22 protein-coding genes and 1 tRNA gene are annotated in these 21,379 nt (G+C 71.9%); 12 read left to right on the top strand and 11 right to left on the bottom strand.

Annotated elements, in window-relative coordinates; translation table 11 throughout:
- Nucleotides 1-36: 36 nt before the first annotated feature.
- The gene (locus KME79_RS38770; protein ID WP_246641163.1) at nt 37-888 is read right to left on the bottom strand and encodes an alpha/beta fold hydrolase; all 852 of its coding nucleotides are present in this window, start codon (nt 886-888) and stop codon (nt 37-39) included.
- Between the two features lie 480 nt (nt 889-1,368).
- On the opposite strand from KME79_RS38770, the gene KME79_RS38775 reads away from it, so the two are divergent.
- Nucleotides 1,369-1,785, top strand: coding sequence for a TIGR03668 family PPOX class F420-dependent oxidoreductase (locus KME79_RS38775; protein WP_219550730.1), 417 nt, complete (start codon nt 1,369-1,371; stop codon nt 1,783-1,785).
- Here KME79_RS38775 and KME79_RS46710 read toward each other — a convergent pair.
- The 4 genes from KME79_RS46710 to KME79_RS38795 all read right to left on the bottom strand — a co-directional run bounded on the left by KME79_RS46710 (nt 1,748) and on the right by KME79_RS38795 (nt 4,511).
- On the bottom strand, nt 1,748-2,236 hold the full coding sequence (locus KME79_RS46710) for an RNA polymerase sigma factor (RefSeq protein ID WP_219550732.1): 489 nt from the start codon (nt 2,234-2,236) through the stop codon (nt 1,748-1,750). The two genes, KME79_RS38775 and KME79_RS46710, sit on opposite strands and share 38 nt — an antisense overlap.
- 99 nt (nt 2,237-2,335) lie before the next feature.
- The gene (locus KME79_RS47290; RefSeq protein ID WP_219550734.1) at nt 2,336-2,482 is read right to left on the bottom strand and encodes a nickel-binding protein; all 147 of its coding nucleotides are present in this window, start codon (nt 2,480-2,482) and stop codon (nt 2,336-2,338) included.
- A gap of 252 nt (nt 2,483-2,734) precedes the next feature.
- Nucleotides 2,735-3,859 carry a S1 family peptidase gene (locus tag KME79_RS38790; RefSeq protein WP_219550736.1) on the bottom strand — a complete coding sequence of 375 codons (1,125 nt, stop codon included), beginning with the start codon at nt 3,857-3,859 and terminating at the stop codon, nt 2,735-2,737.
- Nucleotides 3,860-3,941: 82 nt separating this feature from the next.
- Complete coding sequence (locus KME79_RS38795) at nt 3,942-4,511, bottom strand: TetR/AcrR family transcriptional regulator (protein WP_148036081.1); 570 nt, start codon at nt 4,509-4,511, stop codon at nt 3,942-3,944.
- A gap of 52 nt (nt 4,512-4,563) precedes the next feature.
- Here KME79_RS38795 and KME79_RS38800 point away from each other — a divergent pair, with 52 nt between their 5' ends.
- From KME79_RS38800 to KME79_RS38820, 5 genes are read left to right on the top strand one after another with little or no spacing between them, the layout of a single operon-like run.
- Nucleotides 4,564-6,366, top strand: coding sequence for an MDR family MFS transporter (locus KME79_RS38800; protein WP_219550739.1), 1,803 nt, complete (start codon nt 4,564-4,566; stop codon nt 6,364-6,366).
- On the top strand, nt 6,363-6,767 hold the full coding sequence (locus KME79_RS38805) for a hypothetical protein (RefSeq protein ID WP_219550741.1): 405 nt from the start codon (nt 6,363-6,365) through the stop codon (nt 6,765-6,767). The genes KME79_RS38800 and KME79_RS38805 overlap by 4 nt, the downstream gene beginning before the upstream one ends.
- Nucleotides 6,764-7,006 carry a hypothetical protein gene (locus KME79_RS38810; protein WP_219550743.1) on the top strand — a complete coding sequence of 81 codons (243 nt, stop codon included), beginning with the start codon at nt 6,764-6,766 and terminating at the stop codon, nt 7,004-7,006. Before KME79_RS38805 ends, KME79_RS38810 begins: the two co-directional genes overlap by 4 nt.
- 29 nt (nt 7,007-7,035) lie before the next feature.
- Complete coding sequence (locus KME79_RS38815) at nt 7,036-7,767, top strand: M15 family metallopeptidase (protein ID WP_219550745.1); 732 nt, start codon at nt 7,036-7,038, stop codon at nt 7,765-7,767.
- A 12-nt stretch (nt 7,768-7,779) separates the two neighbouring features.
- Nucleotides 7,780-8,625, top strand: coding sequence for an NUDIX hydrolase (locus KME79_RS38820; protein ID WP_219550747.1), 846 nt, complete (start codon nt 7,780-7,782; stop codon nt 8,623-8,625).
- On the opposite strand, the gene KME79_RS38825 is transcribed toward KME79_RS38820, so the two are convergent.
- Nucleotides 8,608-8,997 carry an STAS domain-containing protein gene (locus tag KME79_RS38825; protein WP_148036075.1) on the bottom strand — a complete coding sequence of 130 codons (390 nt, stop codon included), beginning with the start codon at nt 8,995-8,997 and terminating at the stop codon, nt 8,608-8,610. The two genes, KME79_RS38820 and KME79_RS38825, sit on opposite strands and share 18 nt — an antisense overlap.
- Between KME79_RS38825 and KME79_RS38830 the strand changes: the two genes are divergently transcribed.
- A tRNA-Ser gene (locus KME79_RS38830) sits at nt 8,985-9,071 on the top strand. The genes KME79_RS38825 and KME79_RS38830 overlap by 13 nt on opposite strands.
- A 48-nt stretch (nt 9,072-9,119) precedes the next feature.
- Here KME79_RS38830 and KME79_RS38835 read toward each other — a convergent pair.
- Nucleotides 9,120-10,955, bottom strand: coding sequence for a MinD/ParA family ATP-binding protein (locus KME79_RS38835; RefSeq protein WP_308249207.1), 1,836 nt, complete (start codon nt 10,953-10,955; stop codon nt 9,120-9,122).
- A gap of 115 nt (nt 10,956-11,070) precedes the next feature.
- Between KME79_RS38835 and KME79_RS38840 the strand changes: the two genes are divergently transcribed.
- Nucleotides 11,071-12,027: an NAD(P)H-quinone oxidoreductase gene (locus KME79_RS38840; protein WP_219550749.1), complete on the top strand. Its 957-nt coding sequence runs from the start codon at nt 11,071-11,073 to the stop codon at nt 12,025-12,027.
- A 5-nt stretch (nt 12,028-12,032) separates the two neighbouring features.
- A complete protein-coding gene (locus KME79_RS38845) occupies nt 12,033-12,545 on the top strand; it encodes a bacterial proteasome activator family protein (protein ID WP_148036073.1) in 513 nt (170 codons plus the stop codon).
- Here KME79_RS38845 and KME79_RS38850 read toward each other — a convergent pair.
- Nucleotides 12,536-13,342, bottom strand: a complete 807-nt coding sequence (locus KME79_RS38850; RefSeq protein WP_219550751.1) for an HAD family hydrolase — start codon at nt 13,340-13,342, stop codon at nt 12,536-12,538. The genes KME79_RS38845 and KME79_RS38850 overlap by 10 nt on opposite strands.
- Nucleotides 13,343-13,563: 221 nt before the next feature.
- Between KME79_RS38850 and KME79_RS38855 the strand changes: the two genes are divergently transcribed.
- The gene (locus KME79_RS38855; RefSeq protein WP_101787411.1) at nt 13,564-13,767 is read left to right on the top strand and encodes a cold-shock protein; all 204 of its coding nucleotides are present in this window, start codon (nt 13,564-13,566) and stop codon (nt 13,765-13,767) included.
- 188 nt (nt 13,768-13,955) lie between these two features.
- The gene (locus tag KME79_RS38860; protein WP_219550753.1) at nt 13,956-15,350 is read left to right on the top strand and encodes a hypothetical protein; all 1,395 of its coding nucleotides are present in this window, start codon (nt 13,956-13,958) and stop codon (nt 15,348-15,350) included.
- On the opposite strand, the gene serS is transcribed toward KME79_RS38860, so the two are convergent.
- From serS to KME79_RS38875, 3 genes are read right to left on the bottom strand one after another with little or no spacing between them, the layout of a single operon-like run.
- On the bottom strand, nt 15,314-16,576 hold the full coding sequence (serS, locus tag KME79_RS38865; RefSeq protein ID WP_219550755.1) for a serine--tRNA ligase: 1,263 nt from the start codon (nt 16,574-16,576) through the stop codon (nt 15,314-15,316). The genes KME79_RS38860 and serS overlap by 37 nt on opposite strands.
- A 44-nt stretch (nt 16,577-16,620) precedes the next feature.
- Nucleotides 16,621-17,541 (bottom strand): prephenate dehydratase, encoded by a 921-nt coding sequence (gene pheA / locus KME79_RS38870; protein WP_219550757.1) that lies wholly within the window; start codon nt 17,539-17,541, stop codon nt 16,621-16,623.
- A gap of 2 nt (nt 17,542-17,543) precedes the next feature.
- Entirely contained in the window at nt 17,544-18,773 is a 1,230-nt protein-coding gene (locus KME79_RS38875) for a glycosyltransferase 87 family protein (RefSeq protein ID WP_308249208.1), read from the bottom strand.
- 61 nt (nt 18,774-18,834) lie between these two features.
- On the opposite strand from KME79_RS38875, the gene KME79_RS38880 reads away from it, so the two are divergent.
- Nucleotides 18,835-21,234: a hypothetical protein gene (locus KME79_RS38880; RefSeq protein ID WP_246641164.1), complete on the top strand. Its 2,400-nt coding sequence runs from the start codon at nt 18,835-18,837 to the stop codon at nt 21,232-21,234.
- The last annotated feature ends 145 nt before the right edge of the window (nt 21,235-21,379 follow it).

The raw sequence follows: 21,379 nt of genomic DNA on the forward strand, positions 1-21,379 counted from the left end.
CAGGTGAGCCGGGCCCGGCTCACCTGCGCGCCGAGGTCAGCGGGCCAGGCCGCCGAGGATGGCGGCCACCTCCGCCGGCCTGAACACGAATCCCGCGTGTGACGTGTCAAGGGTGTGCACGTCGTACGGGTTGCCGGGCGTCAGCGCGTCCGCCTCGGCGATCAGCCTGTCCTGCATGGCCAGGGGGATCGACCGGTCGCCGGTGAGCCGGATGTAGGAGCGGGCGATCGTGCCCCAGGTTCCGGCCTGGACGCGGGCGTCGGCCGTCATCACCGCGATCGACTCGTCCGGCTGCAGGATGTTGAGGAAGGCCAGGAACTGCTCGTCGGTGACGTCCGCCAGGGTCGCGGCCTTGAGGTCGGCGAGCAGCTTCGGGTCGGCGGTGCGGTAGTTGGCCCGGCCGGCGCCCACCTCGGCCGGGTCGCCGACGTTGAACGCGGCGAGAGGCGCCATCAGGTTGTCCGCGAACTCGGGCTCCCCCATGTACGCGACGGGGTTGGACAGCCGGACGCACGACCAGGCGGAGATGTAGACGAGCCGGTCCACCAGCTCGGGGATGGCGTTGCCCACCCCCGAGATGGTGACGCCGCCGAGGCTGGCGCCGACCAGCACCACCGGCCCGTGCTGGGCGGCGCGGCGCACCACGTCGGTGACCAGGTCGACGTTGTCCTGGAGCGTGACGCCCGCCAGCGTCGACGGCTCGGCCGCCCACGCGTCGAGGTCCTGCGGGGCCTGGTAGGCGACGGGGTACTGCGCGTCGAGGCCGTGGCCGGGCAGGTCGACGGCGAGGCTGCGGTGGCCGAGCAGCGCGAGCTCGCGCTGGATGGAGGTCCACATGAACGAGTTGGAGCCGGAACCGTGGACCAGCACGAAGGTGTTCGATGACATGTTCAGTCCGTTCGCGTTGAGCTGAGGCGGACGCGCGCTGTCGTACGGGCGCGCCGAGCCGCCGATGATCACGGTGGCGGCGCTGAGAGCGCGGCGACCACCGGGTGTGAGAAGCCGACGGGACGGGCGACGGGCGGCTCGCGAAACGCGACGCCACCATCAGATCGCCTCGATGGGAAACCCGTCTCAGGCAGTGCGCGAACGGATGAACTTCTCAAGCATGATCCTGACCCTACACGAGGAAGCCCCGCCGATCCGGGGCGGGGCTTCTGCTCGTTCACTCCGTGCGCAACGTCTTCCAGTGCGACGGGGTGCCCTCGTACATCACGTCGTTGCAGTCGCAGCTTCCGCAGCCGGGGGTCATCGCGATGCTCCTCCTCGCCCTAAGAGATGGGGCCTTCGTACCCGCAGTGACGATCCCGGACGCTTACGTGACGGTGACGGTCACCGGACCACGGGCCGCCGGGGAATGCTGGGGGCATGGATTCCGAGACGGCGCGGCGGATGTTCGCGGGCGCGCGGGTCGCCCGGCTGGCGACGGTGGGCGCCGAGGGCAGGCCACGCCTCGTCCCCGTCACGTTCGCCGTCCTCGGCGACCGGGTGGTGACGGCCGTCGACCACAAGCCGAAGCGGACCACCGACCTGCGGAGGCTGCGCGACATCGGCGACAACCCGAATGTCGCGCTGCTGGCCGACCATTACGAGGACGACTGGACGCGCCTGTGGTGGGTGCGGGCGGACGGCCGCGCCGCCGTCGCGCCGGACGGCCCGGAGCGGGCCGCCGCACTGGACGCGCTCGTGGCCAAGTACGACCAGTACCGCGAGCGTCGCCCGGCGGGGCCCGTGATCCTCGTGGAGGTCACCCGCTGGTCGGGATGGCGGTACTCCGGGGGGTGAAAGCGCTCAGCCTCGCTCGCCCGGGCGGTCGACGATCACCGACGACAGCAGGGCCGTGCGCCACACCGCGCCCTTGGGCAGGGGGGAGTCGCGCAGCCAGACCGTCGCGGTGCCCAGGTAGCGGTAGGTGTCCGGGTCGAGGATGTCGTACCGGCGGACGTCGCCGCCTCCTTCCCGCCAGATGCCCAGGCCGGCTGACGAGCCGGGCGGCGATGCCGTACAGCCACGGGCGCGCGTCAGGGTGGCTCATGTCGTAGCGGTGGCGGCGACGGAAGGCGGTGAGGAAGACGTCGGAGACGATGTCGTCGGCCAGGGACGGGCCGAGTCGCCGGGCGACGTAACGCCGCAGTGCGGGGGCATGCCGGTCGAAGAGTCCGGCGAAGACCTCCGGGGCGTGCCGCGAGCGCCGTATGAGGTCGGCGTCGGCCGTGCCAGACTCTTCGGCGATCACCCGGTGCTCCCGTTCGCTGCGCAGTGGATTCGACGGCTTTCGCCCGTACGACCATCGCGAGTTCGCGAAAGGGAGTATGAACTACGTCACATACTTGGCTCAGATGCTCAGCGGCACGTGGTGGATCTCGTCGGCCGGGTGGCCGGCGCGTTCGTGGATGCGCAGGACCGCGTCCGCCGTGGGCGCCTCCGAGAGGCAGTAGATGACTCCTTCCTCCGGGTCCGCCCAGGCGTGCTCGAAGGTCACTCCACCTCGTCCTGGATCTCGACGTCGGCGGAGTGTGCCCGTTTGAGCTGGTCACCGGTGATGCCCGCCATGCCGCGGTGCATGTCGAGGAACTTCGCCATCACTGCCTCCCCCAGGCAAGCTGTCTCCTCCAGCGTAGGTTCGCCCCCGCAGCCGGCACACCAAGTGGGACCCAAGAGGGCGTATCGGGCCACTCGTACGAAACAGCGTGCCCGGCGACGTGGGCCGGGCACGCTGGGTTCGGGTGGGAGATCAGCCGGTTCTCAAGGTGAGGCCGTAGGCCGACAGGATCTCGTTGACGGGCTGGTGGTACGTGGTCCCGCCGATGCTGCAGTTGCCGGAGCCGCCGGAGGTGACGCCCTGGGCCTGGCTGCCGGAGATGAACGAGCCGCCGGAGTCGCCCGGCTGGGCGCACGCGCTGGTGCGGGTCAGGCCGGAGACGGTGCCCTGCGCGTAGCGGACGCTGGCGTTGTGCTGCTGGATGGTGCCGCAGCGCCAGCCGGTGGTGGAGCCGGAGCGGCAGATGGACGCGCCGACCGACGCCTGCGTGGAGCCGCGGACGGTCACGAGCGCGCCGCCGGAGCCGCGCACGTACGGGGTGGGGTTGTGGCCGGGAGCGGCGACCCAGGCGTAGTCGTTGCCGGGGAAGGACGAGCCCTGGAAGGTGCCGGTCGGGTTCGTGGTGCGCGAGCCGGCGCGGCCGCAGTGTCCGGCGGTGACGAAGCCGGGGGTGCTGCCGCGGGTGACGGAGAAGCCGACGCTGCACCGGCTGGAGCCGATGTAGAACGCGGAGCCGCCGATGATGTTCATGAACGGCTGCGGGCTCTCGGTGGAGACGGCGACCTTGACCACGCCCTTGTCGACGCCGGCCGCGGCGGCGAGCGCCTCGCCGGCTTCCTGGGTGGCGGCCAGGATGACGACGCTGTTGGTGGTCACGTCGACGTACCAGAGGGAGGCGCCGGTCTTGCCCTTCTGGGCGGCCAGGTCGAGCTGGTCCTTCACGGAGGTCAGCTGGGCCAGGGTGCGGCCGACGACGACCGGCTGGGCGCCCTTGGCCTCGATGGCCGGGGCCTCGGCGGCGTCGGTGGTGGCGACCATGAGCTTGGAGGCGTCGGCGTTCAGCCAGGAGCCGCCGTAGGAGTCGCCTAACGAGGCGGTGAGGGTGGCCTCGGTGGCGGCGGCGCGTTGCTCGTTGGCCAGCCGGGTGACGACCTGCCGCTCGGTGAGCCCGAGGTCGCGTTCGAGCGCGTCGATCACCGACGGCGGGGTCGCCGGGTCCGCCATGGGGGCCGGGTCGGCCATGGCGGGGACGGCGAGGGGGAATGCCAGGCAGGCCACGATGGTGGCTCCTGCCAGCGCACTGCGTTTACCCAACATGCGCACTCCTTGGTGGGGGGTGCTGTCAAGTTATCGGCTGGCGCTGGCAACGACACGTCCTCAAAAAGGCCGTATTTCGGTCTTATGGTTCATGTCCTGAAATATCTAGACACACGGTGAACATTGCGGTCAGCCGGTCCACGTCCGCCGGAGTGGGCGGCTCCGGGCCGAGGGCGCGGCGGACTCTGGTGATGCCGGTGAGGAGCGCCGCCGCGGTGCGCGCCCTGGCCATCGCGTCGGGGTCGTCGCCCAGGAACTCCGCGAGCGGGGTGATGATGGCCGTCCGCAGGCGCTCCCGTACGAGCTCCTGGATCTCCGGGTCGTCGGCGGAGTGGGCCAGGGCGCGCAGGATGCGGCTCTTCGGGTCGGCGTGCATGCGGCGGGCGGCGAACTCCGCGAGCCGGCGCGGCAGCCCCGCCCGGTCGCCTTCGAGGACGACCCGGATCGTCGGCTCGTCCCGCAGGACCTCGCCGAACAGGCCCGCCTTCGACCCGAAGTAACGCCCCACCAGAGCGATGTTGGCGTCCGCCGCCGAGGCGATCATGCGTACGGTCACGCGCTCGTACCCATACTCGGCGAACAGCGCCCTGGCGGCGTCGAGCAGCCGCAGACGGGTGGCCGCACGGTCCCGGGGGCGGGCCTCAGCTCTCATGCCCGGGAATATATCGGCTTGCCGAAACACTAGTAAACAGGCGTATACTTCCATGCGGAATACGAGGGGATGTGGTGACTTGGCGGGCCAAGCGGCGGCCGCAAGCCCCCAGAAGCAGTACACCCACCGCGAGGTCCTCGAGGTCATGGCCGGGCTCATGCTCGCCATGCTCACCTCGATGCTGTCGACGTCCGTGGTGGGCACGGCGCTGCCGACGATCGTGGGGGAGCTCGGCGGCCAGGACCAGTACTCGTGGGTGGCCTCGGCGACCATCCTGACGATGACGGTGTCCACACCGCTGTGGGGCAAGCTGTCCGACGTGTTCGGCCGCAAGCGGCTCTTCCAGGTGGCGCTGGCGGTGTTCGTCGGGGCGTCGCTCGCCGCGGGGCTCTCGCAGAACATGGGCCAGCTCATCGCCGGGCGCGCCCTGCAGGGCGTGGGCGCGGGCGGCCTGGGCGCGCTGGCCCAGGTCATCCTGGGCGACATCGTCTCCCCCCGCGAGCGGGGCCGCTACTCCGGCTACATGGGCGCCGTCTTCGGCGTCTCCACCGTCGCCGGGCCGCTGCTCGGCGGGTTCCTGGTCGACGCCGAGATGCTCGGCTGGCGCTGGTGCTTCTACGTGGGCGTGCCGCTCGCCGTGGTCGCCGCGGTCGTCGTGCAGAAGGTGCTCAAGCTGCCGCACGTCAAGCGCGACACCCGCATCGACATCTGGGGCGCCACCACCATCACGGCCGGCGCGACCTCGCTGATGCTGCTGCTCACCCTGGGCGGCACCCAGTTCGCGTGGAACTCGCCGTGGACCTACGCCCTGGCCGCCGTCAGCCTCGTCTCGCTGGCCCTCGCCGTGCTCGCCGAGCGCACCGCGGGCAACCCGATCCTGCCGCCCCGGCTGTTCCGCAACCGCACGTTCATCCTGACCAGCCTCGGATCGCTCTTCGTCGGCGTGGCGATGTTCGGCGCGATGATCTACCTGCCGCAGTACCTGCAGGTCGTCCAGGGCATGAGCCCGACGGACTCCGGCCTGATGACGCTGCCCATGGTGATCACGCTGTTCCTGTCCGGCGTCATCTCCGGCAAGACCGTCACGAGGACCGGGCGGTGGAAGATCTTCCCGGTCGTCGGCATGCTGCTCGTGACCATCGGGCTGTTCCTGCTGTCGCGGCTGCACGTCGACTCCAGCCCGTGGGTCATCGGCCTCGACATGGCGGTGCTCGGCACCGGGCTCGGCCTGACCATGCAGATGCTGATCCTGGCCGCGCAGAACGGCGCCGAGGTCCGCGACATGGCCTCCACGACCTCCGGCGTCTCGTTCTTCCGCTCGCTCGGCGGCGCCATCGGCGTGGCCGGGTTCGGCGCGATCCTGACCAACCGGCTCTACGCCGAGATGCCCGCGGGGAGCGCCAGGCCGTCGCTCGGCAGCCCCGACGAGATCCAGGCGCTGCCCGAGCCGGTCAAGCACCTCGTGCTGGAGGCGTTCACCCGCGGCCTGGAGACCGTCTTCCTCGTGGGCGTCCCGATCGCCCTGCTCGGCTTCCTCGCCGTGGTCTTCCTGAAAGAGCTGCCGCTGCGCGGCGGCGCCACTCCCCCGCCCGCCGCCCCGCCGCCCAGCAGGGACGACCTGGTGCTGGCCGGCCTGCTGCTCGAACTCGTCGCCCAGCGCGTCGAGCGCGTGAACGGCCGGCCGTCGGCGCTGCTCACGGCCGTGGCCAAGATGGCGCCGCCGGACGACCGTACCGAGAAGGAACGTGCCAGGGCCGTGGCGCGTGACGTCCTGCGCCCCACCTCGCGCGCGCTCATCGCGCAGGCGCCGCCGGCGCCCGCGAAAGATCTCGTGACAGGAGGGATCCCGCAGTGATCCGCAAGTTCGTCGGCGCCGTGCTGGCCGCGCTGGCGGCCATGGCCGGGTTCTGGCTGATGGTCGCGCCGTTCGCACTCGGCACCCAACCCGAGGGCGCGACCTGGAACTCCGCCACCACGACGGAGTTCTTCACCGGCCTCGGCGTCGCCGCCGTCGGCCTCGCGGGCGCCGCCGCCTTCGCCGCCGCCATCCACGCCGAGCTCGCCGCGCGGGGCCTGGTGACGGTACGCGAGCGCCAGCGGGAACCGGAGCCCGCCGCCCCCCAGACCTCGTCCGCCGAGCTGGCCGCCCTGCTGGCGCCCCTGGTCGAGGCCCTGCGCGAGGACCTCGACGCGACAGACCGCGAGCGGCGGCAGAACGGATCCACGACCCTGGTCGCGTCGGAGGACAAGCGATGAGGGCCAAGCTGGGCGTGACCGCGCTGGCGCTGCTGTTCCTGGCCGGGCTCTGGCTCGTCGCCGCCCCGTTCGTGGTCGGCTACCAGCCCAGGGGCACCGCGCTCACCGCCGCGACCGTGAACGACCTGTGGATCGGCGGCGCGCTCGCCGGCGGGTCGTTCCTGGGCCTCGCCTGGTACGCGGCCGACCTGTTGCACGAGCTGACGACCCGGCGCGGCAAGCTGCGTCGTACCGGCTGACCTGCTGGAACGTGTCGTATCGTGGCGGGATGAAGCGTGCTGCCACCCTGGCGCTCGTGGTGCTCGCCTCCGTGGCGTGCGGCGGGCAGAGCCCGGTCGCGTCCACCGGACCGGCGCCGCCGACGACCTCCGAGACGGAGCCGGCGACCTCGGAGCCGACGCCCACCGCGACGACGCCCACCGCCACCGAGCCGCCCTCGTTCGACGCCGAGGTGAGCCAGGTGACCCGCGACCAGTTGCGGTATTCGTGGCGTGAAGGCTGCCCGGTCCACTACCGCGACCTGCGCCTGATCAGGATGACCTACTGGGGCTTCGACGACAAACCGCACACCGGTGAGCTGGTCGTGCGCAAGACCGTCACCGACGACATCGTGCAGGTCTTCCAGAAGCTGTACGACTGGCGCTGGCCGATCAGGCGGATGGAGCTGATCGACGTCTACAAGGGCGACGACTACGACTCCATCGACGCCGACAACACCTCGGCCTTCAACTGCCGCCAGGCCACGGGGTCGAGCAGCTGGTCCAAGCACGCCTACGGCGAGGCGATCGACATCAACCCGCGCGAGAACCCGTACGTGACCGCCGACGGCAGGACGGCCCACTCCAACGCCCGGAAGTACACCAAGCGGCCGATGAAGGGCAAGGGCGTGATCAACCCCGGCGACAAGGTGGTGCGGGCGTTCGCGCAGGTGGGATGGCAGTGGGGCGGCAGCTGGTCGGGCACCAAGGACTACCAGCATTTCAGCAAGGGCGGCGGCTGAGAGAATCGAGACATGGCTGACAAGGACGGCGACGGCTGGACCGAGTGCGGGCGAGGACACCGCCACTGGGGGCTGCACGGCGCCTCGGGGCTGCTCGCCGTGCACCACGACGAGCTCGGGGTGCCTCACGTGCTGATGCAGAAGCGTTCGGCGTGGAGCCACCACGGCGGCACGTGGGGGCTGCCCGGCGGGGCGCGCGACAGCCACGAGGACGCGGTGGCCTCCGCGCTGCGCGAGGCCCGCGAGGAGGCGGCGGTGGCCGGCGACCTGCTGCGGGTGCAGGGGGTCTACCGCGACGACCACGGCGGATGGGCGTTCGAGACGGTGATCGCGGAGTCGGCCGAGCGGCTGGCGGCGGTCTGCGCGAACGGCGAGAGCGACGAGCTGCGCTGGCTGCCGCTGGGCGAGGTGGCCGCCAGGGAGCTGCACCCCGGCTTCGCCGAGACGTGGGGCACGGTCAGCGGTGCGATCAGCCCGGAGACCCTGGTGCTCGACGTGGCCAACATCGTCGGCGCGCGGGCCGAGCGCGGCTGGTGGAACGACCGGCTGGGGGCCGCCACCCGGCTGCTGGAGGAGGTGTCGGGGCTGCGGCTGTCGCATTCGGTGCTGGCGCAGTGGTATCCGCGGATGGTGGCGGTGGTCGAGGGCGCGGCCAGGGAGGTGCCCGACATTCCCGGGATGCAGGTGGTCGCGGCGGCCGGCAGCGGCGACGACGCGATCGTGGACGTGGTGCGCCGGGCCAAGCCGTGGGAGCGGGTGCTCGTCGTCACCGCCGACCGGGAGCTGCGGGAGCGCGTCGCCGAGCTGGGGGCCGAGACGGCGGGACCCAAGTGGCTGCTGTCACAGCTGCGCGGGTAACACGTCGTCGAAGACGGCCTTGAGCCCGGTCACCTCCAGCACCCGCTGCAGGACCCCGTGCACGCCGGTGAGCCGGAGCGTGCCGCCGCGCCCGCCGACGGCGCGCTGGTGCTCCACCAGTGCCCACAGGCCGCTGGAGTCGCAGAACTCCAGCCCGGAGGCGTCGATCACCACGTCGAGCGGTCCTTCGGCGGCGAGGGCGTCGAGCCGCTTCTTGAAATCGGGAGCCGTCAGCTTGTCCAGGTCACCCCGCAGGCGCACGGTGGCCGAACGCTCCGCCCGTGCCACCTCGATCTTGAGATCCGCCACCACCTGAACGTACACCGGCGTCACCGCAGCCGCTATCGTGGTGTCGCACTGGAGGGTTCGCATAGTGGACGAGTGCAGCCGCCTTGAAAGCGGCCAGGTCAGCGATGGCCTCGTGGGTTCGAATCCCACACCCTCCGCTTCCCGACGAAACCCGCTCACCGGCCGGTGAGCGGGTTTCGTGCCGTCTACCGGCCGGCTCCGGCGAAACCGTCTCCGATGCTGGCGGCGAGCTGCAGGTAGGCGTCCCTGGTCGCCTCCTGCAGCCGGTCCAGGTCGATCTCCGCGCCCTCCTCCAGATGCGGGTCGTACGGCACGCGGACGACGGCCCGGCACCGGGCGGCGAAGTGGCCCTCCAGCTTGTTGATGTCGACGGCCGACTTCGACCTCGGCCTGACGCTGCACAGCACCACGGTCGCGTCGCGTACGAGATTCTCGTAGTGGTGGGCCTCCAGCCAGTCGAGCGTGGCCGAGGCCGCCCGCGCGCCGTCGACCGACGCGGAGCTGACCAGCACGATCTGGTCGGCGAGGCCGAGCACCCCGCCCATCGCGGAGTGCAGCAGGCCGGTGCCGCAGTCGGTGATGCAGATGGAGTAGAAGTTCTCCAGCACCTGGGAGACGGCCTGGTAGTCGGCGCCGCTGAACGCCTCCGACACCGACGGGTCGCGGTCGGAGGCCAGCACCTCCAGCCGCGACGGCGCCTGAGAGGTGAAGGCCCTGATGTCGACGTACCTCTTGACCTGGTCGGCCTCGTTGAGCAGGTCGCGGACGGTGGCCGAGGTCTCCAGCTTCAGCTTGTCGGAGAGCGTTCCACGGTCGGGGTTGGCGTCGACCGCGATCACGCGGTCGCCGCGGATCTGGGCCAGCGTGGCGCCCAGGCCGACCGTGGTCGTGGTCTTGCCGACACCGCCCTTCAGGCTGAGCACGGCGACGCGGTGGTGGCCGGTGGCGACGGGCGTGCGCGCCCTGGCCATCAGCGCGCGGCGGCGCCTGACCTCCGGCGGCTCGCCGGGCTTGATCCAGCCGCCGGACGCCTTGTAGACGATCCGGCGCCAGCCCTTGGAGGGGGCGTTGCGGCGGCCGCGCAGCAGCGTGTCGGGGTCCAGGCTCTCGGCGGTGGGCCTGCCGGTCGCCGGGGGCCTCGGCGGGGCGTTGAAGACGGGCACCGGGGCCGGGCGGTGGCGCGGCTCGGGCTGCCTCGGCGGCTCCTCTGCTCTCGGGGGCGCCTCCTCCGCCGGGCGCGGCTCCTGGAACCTGAGGTGCTCGTCGAACGTGCGGGCCTCCCGGCCGGTGCGGGGCTCGTCGAAGGCGCGCTGGGACGGCTCGGCGAACGGCGGGCTCGGCTGGTCGAAGGTGCGTTGCGGAGGCTCGGGGAAGGCGTGCTGCGTGGGCTCGGGGAGCGACGGGGGCGGCAGCGACGGGAGGGACGGGAGCGTTTCGTCCGGGGTGTGCTGGGTCGCCTCCTCGCGCGCCGGCTCGGCGGCGGGCTCGGGCGGGGCGGGCGTCTCACTGGCCCAGGCCGGTGGAACGGGCCAGGAGAGGTTCTCCTCGGTCTTCTCCTCCACCTTCTCCGGCTCGGGGAAGGACGCCAGCGCGTAGCTGTCGGTGTCGTCCGGCCGGGGCAGCGGCTTGAGCGGGGCGAGGAACGCGTCGTCGATCGCCGGTTTGGTGTCGGCGCTGTCATCGGCGGGCGGATCGTCCCCCGTGTCGGCCTTTGTGTCGGTCTTGTCGCGCGGGCTCGCCTTGTCCAGCCACTCCCCCGCCTCGCTCTCGGTGGCGGGCACCGCCTCCGACCCGTACACCGAGTCGACCGCCGCGCGGAAGAGCGGCGGGGTCGGCGTGTCGTGCTGCGGCACCGACGCCCACGGGTCCTGGGGGTAGGGCGAGACGACGACGGTCTCGTCGGCCGGGACGCCCGGGCCGGTCTTGGCGCTCACCTTGACCGGCGCCTCCTCGGACTCCTTGATGGCGTCCAGCCAGGCGAGCTGTTCCTCGAGAGATTCTTCTCGATCGTGTCTTGCCACCGTGTTTCCCCCTCGGGCGGGTCTAAAGGGGTGGTAAATATCTTGCAGATTAACGCCAAGCGCTCCGGGGAAGGCCGGCAACCCTCAACTTCTCTGCCCCGTTACCGTGGTGCGCATGCGAGCCATCGAGATCACCCGCAGCGGCGGGCCAGAGGTGCTGGAGTGGCGGGAGGTCCCCGACCCGGAGCCCGGACGCGGTGACGTGCTCATCGACGTGGCCGCCTCGGCGGTCAACCGGGCGGACGTCCTCCAGCGCCAGGGCAACTACCGACCCCCGCAGGGCGCCTCGCCCTATCCGGGGCTGGAGGTGTCCGGCGTGGTCGCGGCGGTCGGCGCGGACGTCGAGCACTTCAAGGCGGGCGACGAGGTGTGCGCGCTGCTGGCCGGCGGCGGCTACGCCGAGCGGGTGGCCGTGCCGTGGCAGCAGGTGATGCCGGTGCCGCGGGGCGTCCGGCTGGAGGAGGCCGCCGGGCTGCCGGAGGTGGCCTGCACGGTCTGGTCCAACGTGTTCATGCTGGGCCGGCTGCGCAAGGGCGAGACCCTGCTGGTGCACGGCGGCGCGAGCGGCATCGGCACGTTCGCGGTGCAGCTCGCCAAGGCGTTCGGGGCGAACGTCGTGGTCACGGTCGGCTCGTCCGGCAAGGGCGAGCGGGTCAAGGAGCTGGGCGCCGACGCGTACGTGAACTACCGCGAGGAGGACTTCGCCGAGCAGGTCAAGGCAGATGTGATCCTCGACATCATGGGCGCCAAATACCTGGCCGGCAACGTGCGGGCGCTGAAGACCGGCGGGCGGCTGGTGGTCATCGGCATGCAGGGCGGCCGCAAGGCCGAGCTCGACCTGGGCGTGCTGCTGGCCAAGCGGGCCTCGGTGCACGGCACCACGCTGCGCGCCCGCCCGGTCGAGGAGAAGGGCGCGATCGTCCGGAGCGTCGTGGAGAACGTGTGGCCGCTGGTCGACGCCGGGGCGGTGCGGCCGGTGGTGTTCGCCGAGCTGCCGATGTCCGACGCGGCCGAGGCTCACCGTATGGTGGATTCCGGCGACCACGTTGGGAAGATCCTCCTAGTACGGTGAGACTTATGAATGCTGAGGACAACAACTCGCCTCACATCGTGGTGGTGGGCCCCGACTTCCAGGGTCAGGACGATAACGGCGAAGACGAGCGCTCGGTGGCCAACCTGGTCGAGCAGCCGGCCAAGGTGATGCGCATCGGCAGCATGATCCGGCAACTCCTCGAAGAGGTGCGGGCCGCCCCGCTCGACGAGGCCAGCCGCAAGCGGCTGAAGGACATCCACCAGTCTTCGATCAAGGAGCTGGAGGACGGCCTGGCGCCCGAGCTGGTGGAGGAGCTGGAACGGCTGTCGCTGCCCTTCACCGAGGACACCGGCACCGCGCCCAGCGACGCCGAGCTGCGGGTGGCGCATGCCCAGCTGGTGGGCTGGCTCGAAGGGCTGTTCCACGGCATCCAGACGACGCTGTTCGCCCAGCAGATGGCGGCCCGCGCCCAGCTGGAGCAGATGCGCAGGGCGCTGCCCGGTGGACGGCCCGAGGAGCACCCGCGCCCGCCGGGCGGCTCGGGGCCCTACCTGTAGAGCTCCTCGAGCACCAGCGCGACGCCGTCCTCGTCGTTGGCCGCGGTCACGTGATCGACCGCGGCCAGCACGCCGGGGTGCGCGTTGGCGACCGCGTAGGAGGTGCCTGCCCACGTCAGCATGGGCAGGTCGTTCGGCATGTCGCCGAACGCCACGACCTGCGACTGCTCGATGTCGTGCCGCTCGGCGAGCGTGGCCAGGGCCGTGGCCTTGGTGACGCCGATCGCGCTCATCTCGATGAGCCCGCGGCCGCTGGAGTGGGTGGCGGTCACCAGGTGCCCGACCAGCTCGTGCACGGTCGCGTGCAGCTCGTCAGGTCCCAGCTCGGGGTGCAGGGCCAGCAGCTTGACGCAGGCCCGCGAGGTGAGCGACTCGCCGCGCAGACGGGCCCTGCCCGTGGTGGCGCCGTCCCAGGTGCCGAGGCGGAAGTCCGACTCGTGCGCGTGGCCTCCCTCGTACTCGACCGAGAACGAGAGATCGGGGACGTTCGCTCGAAGCTGAGAGACGACTTCTTCGAGCACCTCCGGGTCGATGAGGTGAGACTTCACCACCCGCTCGGTGTGCATGTCGTAGATCAGCGCCCCGTTGGCGCAGACGGCGAGGCCGCGGTGCCTCACCGCCCCCGCCACCGGGTGCATCCACCGAGGCGGGCGGCCGGTGACGAACACCAGCTTGGCCCCTGCGTCCTCGACTCTGGCGAAGGCGGCGGCGGTGCGGGGAGACACGGTTCCGTCCGTACGGAGGGCGGTGCCGTCCAGGTCGGTGGCCACCAGGCGGGGTGCGCGTAGGTTGTGCATAACACGTTCCAGTTTGCCCGCTGATGCGCCCAGCCAGAAATCTTCGTTCGACGGGAACACCAACGCGCCAGAATGGTGTTAGATGTGGAGGCGTTGTATTAGCTATCCCGTAGTGAAAACCAGCATGACATTGTCTGAGCCACCCCGGGTGCTTGCTGTACGACACACCGGGATCCACGAGGTGTGGGTCCCATAGATTCACATCCTGAGGGAGAGCTTTTATGGCTCAGGGAACCGTCAAGTGGTTCAACGCCGAGAAGGGCTTCGGCTTCATCGCCCCGGACGGCGGCGCGCCGGACGTGTTCGTGCACTTCTCCGAGATCGTCGGCAACGGCTACCGCAGCCTTGAAGACGGCCAGCGGGTCGAGTTCGAGATCACGCAGGGCCAGAAGGGGCCGCAGGCCTCCCAGGTCCGCTCCATCTGACCTGTAGCAGCGAGACAGGCCGGGGTTCGCTTCCAGCGGACCCCGGCCTTTCGCGTTTGTTATGGCCTTGACCGGCCGTTGTCACGGGTGTGACTCGATTCACAGGCCAGGCGAACCCCGGCACCTTTCCGCACATCTAGCGATATATGAGGTACGCCTGGTTATGTCACCCCGTAACAGTGACCTCCGTGATCGTCCTGTTACTCAACGATCACATCCTCAAGCACGCCTGGCCCGGGTTCGTCACGGGCAAGCTGAGTGACCTCGCCGGACTCGTCGTCGCACCGCCCCTGGTGGCGCTCCTCCTGCTGCGCCGCGCCGATCTCGCGGCCACCATCCTGACCGGTGCGCTCTTCACGGTCGTGAAAACGACGGAGACGGGCGCTGAGGCCGCCTCCCAGATCTGGACCAGCCTGGCGGGCTCCTCGCGCGTCCTGGCCGATCCTGGGGACCTGCTGGCCCTTCCTGTGCTCCTCCTGGCCTGGTGGGTGCGGCAGCGCAGCCGGCGGGCGGTGGCCGCGCGGTGGCGGGTGCTCACCGCCGTCCCCCTGGCCGTCCTCGCCGTGACCGCCACCGCGGGCCACCCCGGCATGCCCGGCGCCGAGGTCGTCGACCTCAGGGACGGCGTCCTCGTGCTCGACTCCCGGTACGCGTCGCACGACGGCGGCGCGACCTGGGAGACGTACGTCGCCTCCGACGCCTACGCGGGATCGGAGCGCGAGTATCGGCCCGGCCAGCGCGCCGCCTGCCTGCGCGAGCACTGCTACCGGCTCGTCCGGCATCACGTGAAGGTGCTGCGCTCCGGCGACGGCGGCCGCACCTGGGAGCCCGAGTGGGGGATCCCTCCAGGCCGGGTCACCATGCTCGAACGCGAGCTGGTGGGCGGGCGGCCCGACGAGGATCCCATCGTCTCCAGGACGCTCATGGTCCAGGACCGGCCGGGCGGGCACGTCGTGGTCGTCGCCAACGGACGGGACGGCGTCGCCGTGCGCGGCGTCGACGGGACGTGGCGGCGGTTCGGCTTCAGCGCCGACGGCCGTCTGCTGGAGTCGGCCGCGATCCCGCTCGACCGGCCCGCCGACGACGACGCGGAGATGCTGGTCGCCGGGCTGGCCGCCACCTGGGCGACCCTGCTCGGCCTGGCCGTTCAGTCGGTGCGGGCACGCCGCGCCCGCCCCTGGCTCGTCGTCGTGCTGGGCGGCCTCGGGGCGCTGCTGATCGCGCCGTTGCCGTACGAGCGAGTGTTCGGCCCGCACCAGAACGTCATGACGGACTGGAGCCCGCTGCCCCCGCTCCTCGCGGCGCTGGGCGCGGCCCTCCTGATCTGCGTGGTCGTCGTGGCCTGCTCGCTGGTTTCGGACGGCGGCGTCGGGTCGCGGGGCGCGGTGGACGCACTGGCGCTCGGCGTGGCGGTCGGGCTCTGCGTGGCGGGACCGTTCAAGGCGTGGAGCACGGGCTGGATCGACCACGGCGCGGCGCTGGCCGTCGCCGTGGTCGCCGCGCCGCTCGTGTGTCTCCTCGGGGCGCTGGCGCTGCGCCCCCGCGGCTACTTGACCGGCTCCAGCACGTCGAGCCCCACGTAGGGGCGGAGCGCCTGGGGGACCACCACGGAGCCGTCGGCCTGCTGGTGGTTCTCCAGGATGGCGACGATCCACCGGGTGGTGGCCAGCGTGCCGTTGAGCGTGGCGGCGAACTGCGGCCTGCCGTCCTTGTCGCGGAAGCGCACGCCCAGCCGGCGGGCCTGGAACTCGGTGCAGTTGGAGGTCGAGGTCAGCTCGCGGTAGCGGCCCTGGGTCGGGATCCACGCCTCGCAGTCGAACTTGCGGGCCGCCGACATGCCGAGGTCGCCCGCCGCCGTGTCGATCACGCGGTAGGGCACCTCGATCTTGGCCATCATCCGCCGTTCGTACTCCAGCAGCCGCTGGTGCTCGGCCGCCGCGTCCTCGGGCCGGACGAAGGAGAACATCTCCACCTTGTCGAACTGGTGGACCCTGATGATGCCCCGGGTGTCCTTGCCGTAGGAGCCCGCCTCGCGGCGGAAGCACGACGACCAGCCCGCGTAGCGCAGCGGGAGCTGGTCGGCGGGCAGGATCTCCTGCGCGTGGTAGCCGGCCAGCGACACCTCGGAGGTGCCGACCAGGTAGAGGTCGTCCTCGGGCAGGCGGTAGATCTCCTTGTCGTGCGCCACGTGGAAGCCGGTGCCCTGCATGGTCTCCGGCTTGACCAGGACCGGGGTGATCATGGGCACGAAGCCGGTCTCGATGGCCTGCTGCATGGCCATGTTGAGCAGGCCGAGCTGCAGCCGGGCGCCCTGGCCCTTGAGGAAGAAGAACCGCGAGCCGGACACCTTGGCGCCGCGCTCCATGTCGATCGCGTCGAGCCGCTCGCCCAGCTCCAGGTGGTCCTTCGGCTCGAAGTCGAACGTGCGCGGCTCGCCGTGGGACTCGAGCACGACGTAGTCGTCCTCGCCGCCGGCGGGCGCGTCGGCCTCGACGATGTTGGGCACCGTCTGGAGCAGCCCGTCGAGCTCGGCGGCGAGCTTCTCCGCCTCCGCCTCGGCGGACCGCACCTGGGCGGCGAGGTCCTTGGCCCGCTGGAGCAGCGCGGCCTTCTCCTCGCCCTGCGCCCTGGAGACCTGCTTGCCGAGGCTCTTCTGCTCGGCGCGCGAGGACTCGAACGAGGTCAGCGCGGAGCGGCGGCGCTCGTCCAGGTCGAGCAGCGAGTCGACGACCGAGTCGTCCTCGCCGCGGGCACGCTGCGACGCCCGCAGCCGGTCGGGGTCCTCACGAAGGGTACGCAGGTCGATCACAAGGAAAGGCTACCGGCGCGCGGCGAGCACCCGCTCCCCGATTATCAGACCTGGCCGGCGCGGATCCTGGCGAGCCACTCCTTCGCCCCGGCGAACTCGGGGTCGCCCGTGCCGCGCTTGATCTGCGGAGCCACCCCGTCGGCGCGCGGATAGCTGCCCAGGAAGCGCACCTCGCCGCAGATGCGGTGGAGGCCCGCGACGGCCTCGCCCACCCGCGCGTCGGCCACGTGGCCCTCGAAGTCGAAGTGGAAGAAGTAGCGGCCGATGCCCTGGCCGGTGGGCCGCGACTCGATGCGGCTCAGGTTGACGCCGCGCACCGAGAACTCGGTCAGCATCTCCAGCAGCGCGCCCGGGTGGTCGTCGGCCAGGAACACGACCAGGGTGGTGCGGTCGCTGCCGGTCGGCTCGGGCAGCGGGCCCGGCCTGCTCACGCGTACGAACCTCGTCACGGTGTCGGACCGGTCGCCGATGTCGCCCCGCAGCTCGACCAGGCCGTAGTGCTCGCCCGCGATGCGGGCGGCGATCGCGGCGTCGTACGGGGAGCCGGGCAGCGACACCTCCTGGGCCGCCGCCGCCGTCGACGGGGCGGACACCACGACCGCGTCGGCCAGCTCGCGGTTGAGGAAACCGCGGCACTGCGTGATCGCGGCCGGGTGGGTGTAGACCCGCTTGACGTGCACGATCTCGGTGTCGGGCCGGGCCAGCAGCGAGAACCGCACCGGGAGCAGCAGCTCGGCGGTGATCAGCAGCGGCTCGCCCCAGGCGAACTCGTCCAGCGTCGTCGTGATGCCGCCCTCGAGCGAGTTCTCCAGCGGGACCACCGCGGCGTCGGCCTCGCCGGCGCGCACGGCGTTGAGCGCGGCGGTGACCGTCGCGCAGGGCAGCCGCTCGGCTTCGGGCTCCAGGAGCGTCAGGGCCTCTTCGGTGAAGGTGCCCTCAGGGCCGAGGTACGCGGTTCTGGACATGACTACAGGGTATCCGCAGGTTGACGTGCTAGGTGGGGCATTCGGGACTCCTCGGCACGTCGCCCCGGCAGCCAGTGCGCCAGCAGCCAGACGAGGAAGATCGCGCCGAGGCCGAAGCCGTTCTGCACGATCTTGCCGAGCACCGGGCTGACCACCGGGATCTCCGCCGCCTTGATCGCCACGCCCCACCAGGGAACCGGCACCACGTAGTACAGCCACACCCCGGCGGCCACCCGCAGCCGCACCGGGTCTCGCCCGTCGCCCGCGATCGCCCCCAGCACCACGACCACCCAGGCCAGATGGTGGATCCAGGCCACCGGCGACAGCAGCACCGCCATCAGCCCCACCAGCGCCACCGCCGTCAGCGTGTCGCCGCGCCGGTACGCGTCGCGCGCGCCGCGGAACCCGTACCAGCCGACCGCCGCGACCGCCGCCAGCCAGATCGCGGTCGTCAGCAGGTCGGGCAGGTAGAGGCGGATGAGCATGCCGCGCATCGACTGGTTGGTGGTGGCGGCGTTGGCGCCCAGCCGCTCGGAGTCCAGCAGCGCGCCGAACCAGAAGTCCACCGCGTCCTGCGGGATCACCGCGAACGGCAGCAGCGTCAGCAGCGCCGTCACCAGCGAGGCCATGAACAGCGTCCGCCACTGCCGCGTCACCAGCAGGTAGATGAGGAACACCCCGGGCGTCAGCTTGACCGCCGTGGCCAGCCCGATCAGGAACCCGCGCGGCCACCACGGCCGCCGCGCCACGCAGTCGGCCAGGCAGAGTGCCACCAGCAGGATGTCCACCTGCCCGAACCGCACCTGGTCGCGGATCGGCATCAGGAACGTGCACGCCACCATCAGGAACGCGAACACCCACGGCGCGTGCCGCCCCAGCGACTCCCGGAACGCGAACCCGACCGCCACGCCCAGCGCCGCGAAGATCCCCGCCGTCCACACCCACTGGGCGGTCACCCACGACATCGCCGCCAGCCCGCTCGCGAACAGCGCCGCGACCGGCGGGTAGGTGAACGGCAGCAGCTGCGGCGCCGGCGTGAAGAACCCGTAGACCGGACGTCCGTCGAGCACCATCTGACCGCCGGTACGGTAGACGTCGAGATCGACGAGACGCTGGTCGCCGGGGTTGGTCAGCCAGTGCTCGACCAGCGGCCACACCCCGGCGGCGACGACCACCGCCGCCAGGGCCCACGCCCACCATCGCCGCCGCATCGGCGTCTCGACACCCGTCACGCTGTGGCAGGCTACCGTGGCGGTTGACCGAAGGGCGCGCCGACTCAGGGGGTTCAGCACGATGCCGCACAGGTTCCGCTCCCTGTTGCGGCTGGTGGTCGTCGGGCTGCTCACGGTCATGGGGGTCGCCGTCCCGGCCTCCGCCGCCGTCCAGGGACGGGTGGCGGTCGTCGGCGTGCCGGGGCTCGAGTGGAGCGACATCGACCAGACGCGTACGCCCAACCTGTGGAAACTCGCCGGGCAGGGCGGCACCGCCTCCCTGTCCACCCGCGCCGTCCCGCCCCCCGGCCGGGGCATCACCTGCGCCGTCGCCGGCTGGCTGACCGTCTCGGCGGGTCAGCGCGCCGGCACCCCCGGCGAAGGCTGCCCCGAGACCCCGGCGCCGCAACGCGCCGACGACCAGGGCTCCCCCGAGGACCCCGGAACCGCCACCCCGGAAAGCCCTGCTCCCACCGACACCTCGCAAGGCCCGACCCCGCGGCCGACCGGGACCCCGGCCCCGGCGCCCACCGGCGATCCCGGGGCCCCCGGACACTCCGTCACCGTGCCCGGCTGGGCGGAGCTGGTGGCTCACCAGGCCGGCACCGGCTACGACGCCCGGCTCGGCACCCTCGCCCAGACCGTCATCGACGGCGGCGGGAAGGTCGCCGCCGTCGGCCCCGGCGCCGCCCTGGCCGCCGCCGACGAGGCCGGCCGCGTCGAGACGTACGCCGACGCCCCGGCCCGGCTCGGCGACCTCTCCTCGTACGCGCTGATCGTCATGGACGTCCCGGACCTGGCCACCGCCTGGGCCGCCCAGCCACGGGACGAGTACGGAGTCCCCACCGGCATGCCGCAGGACGTCCGGCAGGAAGCGGCGGCGGCGGCCGACCGGCGCGTCGGCGAGTTCCTGGCCGTCCTCCCGAAGGACACCACCGTCCTGGTCGCCGGGATCTCCGACGTCTCTCCCGGCGCCCACCTCCACGTGGCCATGGCCACCGGCGAGCGCTACCCCGCCGGACACCTCACCGCCACCTCGACCAGGCAGGACGCGCTGGTCGCGATCCAGGACCTGACGGCCACCGCCATCCACCTGACCGGCCTCGAACCCCCGCGGCAGGTCGTGGGCCGCCCCTGGCAGCCGGGCGGCGCGACGGGCCGCTCCACGCAGGAGACGGTCGCCGAGCTGGCGGACGCCGACCTGGCCAGCCAGGTGCTGCGCGAGGTCCGCGGCCCCTTCTTCGCCGTCTTCGTCGCGGTCCAGCTCCTCTTCTACGCCTTCGCGGCCCTGGCGCTGCGCCGCCGCAGATCGGCCGCCCCGCCGGACGCGCGTGGCGCCGGAGCCGGCGACACCGCCGCCGAGGCCGGTGGCGCCGGGGGGATCGACGTGGCCGGGGCGTCGCGGTTGCTGGTCACCGTGCAGGTCGTCTCCGTGATGAGCGGCGGCATCGCCGTCGCCACGTTCCTGGCGCAGCTCGTGCCGTGGTGGAGCCTGCCCGCGCCGATGGCCGCGCTCATCGTCACGATCGTCGCCATGGCCGGGCTGATCACCGGCCTGGCCTTCGCCGGTCCGTGGCGCGCGCACGTGCTCGGCCCGCTCACCGTGGTCGCGCTGGTGACCTCCGTGGCGATGCTTGGGGACGTCATGACCGGCTCCCACCTCCAGGTCAACGCCGTCTCCGGGTACGAGCCCGTGACGGGCGGACGGTTCTACGGCTTCAGCAACATCGCCTTCGCCATCTACGCCACCGGCACCGTCCTCGGCCTCGCGGGCATCGCCCAGTGGCTGCGCGGCAAGGGCGCGCCCCGGGCGGCGGTGATGACGGTCTGCGTGCTGTACGGCGGACTGGCGGTGTTCGCGGACGGGTCGCCCGCGTGGGGGGCGGACTTCGGCGGCGTGCCGGCGTTCGTCGCGGGCCTGTCGGTCTTCCTCATCCTCCTCTCCGGCGGCCGGGTGTCGTTCGTGAAGCTCCTGGTCGTCGGCCTGGTGGGGGCCGTGCTCATCGGCGCCATCTCGGTCGCCGACTGGGCGCGCCCGGCCGGGCAGCGCACGCACCTCGGCACGTTCGTGCAGCAGGTCATCGACGGCCAGGCGTGGACCGTCGTGAGCCGGAAGTTCGGCGCGATGGTCGGGGTGACCGTGGGGAACTGGTCGCTCACCCTGCTCTCGCTGGTCGCGCTGGCGTTCCTGTTTCTGGTGCTGGCGCGGCCGTCACGCTGGGGGGCGTCGGCGCTCGGGCAGGCGTACGCGCACGCGCCCGCACTCCGCGCCGGTCTGATCGGCGCGCTGACCTGCGCCTTCATCGGCTTCCTGATGAACGACTCGGGCATCGCCATCCCGGCCATGGCGCTCACGGTGGCGGTGCCCCTGACGCTGGCGTCGTGCGTACGCGCTCTGCAGCTCGCCACGCCCACCACAGCAGGGCAGCCGTCAGCGCCAGCAGCAGCCACGGAACGACCTGACTCCGCACGACGGTCGTGAGCCACCCGAGCTCGGGCGGCTGCCCGGCGACCCGCGCGGGCAGGTAGGCCAGCGACAGCACCAGCAGGTGGGCCACCATGAACCGGTCCAGGGCGGACGCCGCGGCCAGCGCGAGCACCCCGAAGGCGAGCCCGTCGTACCAGGG

Origin of the sequence: Nonomuraea harbinensis (assembly GCF_019396385.1) — a bacterium.
Classification (GTDB): Bacteria; Actinomycetota; Actinomycetes; order Streptosporangiales; family Streptosporangiaceae; genus Nonomuraea; species Nonomuraea ferruginea.